This window comes from Pseudomonas sp. 25 R 14 (assembly GCF_900004755.1).
Taxonomy (GTDB): Bacteria; Pseudomonadota; Gammaproteobacteria; order Pseudomonadales; family Pseudomonadaceae; genus Aquipseudomonas; species Aquipseudomonas brenneri.
In genome coordinates this window covers 1-1,101 of the sequence record NZ_CVTS01000061.1, presented here as the reverse complement: position 1 = coordinate 1,101, position 1,101 = coordinate 1, and the positions used below count along the sequence as shown (strand labels likewise).

Annotated in this window: 1 protein-coding gene; it reads right to left on the bottom strand. The window is 58.4% G+C overall.

Features of this window, described 5'->3' with window-relative positions; genetic code table 11:
* Positions 1-1,101 (bottom strand): immunoglobulin-like domain-containing protein (locus BFQ03_RS30355; protein WP_345788466.1); only part of this gene is annotated, 1,101 nt, incomplete at both ends.

Here is a 1,101-nt window from a genome sequence, read left to right as displayed (position 1 = left end):
TGATGGTGATGGTTTGTTTGTTGTCCAGAGTCAGGGTGACGTCGGTGCCAGCCTTGTTGCTCAGGGTGGCGGTGTAGATAATTTTGCCGCCTTCGTTGACGGCGCTAGGCGCAGTCAGAGTGACGGTGGTGGTGTTATCGGTGCCCGGTGTGTCGGTCACGATGGTGGTGACTGTGTCGGTACCTGGGACCAGATTTTCAAAGTGCTCGCCGCCAGTCACTTCCTTGATGCCGGTAGTAACAGTCTGGTCGCCTTTGTACACGTCGTCCGGTGCCACAGCCGAAACAGTACCGCTCGACTGGTTCACGCCGATGGTGATGGTCTGGTTGTTATCCAGGGTCACAGTCAGTGGGCCAGTGGTGTTGGTGACCGGCTTGCCATCTTTGTCGACCAGGGTCGCGGTGTAGACGATTTCGCCGCCTTCACCCACGGTTTTGGTGGCCGTCAGGACCACATCGACTTTGTCGATGGTGTCGTTGATCTGCGTCGTCGCGCCATCGCCCGTCACCACGAGCTTCTCGAAGTTGCCACCAGCGGTGCCGGTGATCTGGACGGTCTGGGTGCTCTTGTCGATGAACACGTCATCGCCCGGAGCATCCACCGTCACGGTACCGACGGTTTCACCGGCCTTGATGGTGATGGTTTGTTTGTTGTCCAGAGTCAGGGTGACGTCGGTGCCAGCCTTGTTGCTCAGGGTGGCGGTGTAGATAATTTTGCCGCCTTCACTCACTTCAGACGGAGCCGTCAGGGTCACAGTCGTGGTGTTATCGGTGCCCGGTGTGTCGGTCACGATGGTAGTGACGGTATCGGTACCAGGAACCAAGTTCTCGAAGTGCTCGCCGCCAGTTACTTCCTTGATGCCGGTCGTAACGGTTTGGTCGCCTTTGTACACGTCGTCCGGTGCCACAGCCGAAACGGTGCCGCTCGACTGGTTCACGCCGATGGTGATGGTCTGGTTGTTATCCAGGGTCACTGTCAGCGGGCCAGTGGTGTTGGTGACCGGCTTACCATCCTTGTCGACCAGAGTCGCGGTGTAGACGATCTCGCCGCCTTCGCCCACGGTTTTGGTCGCGGTCAGGACTACATCAACCTTGTCGATGG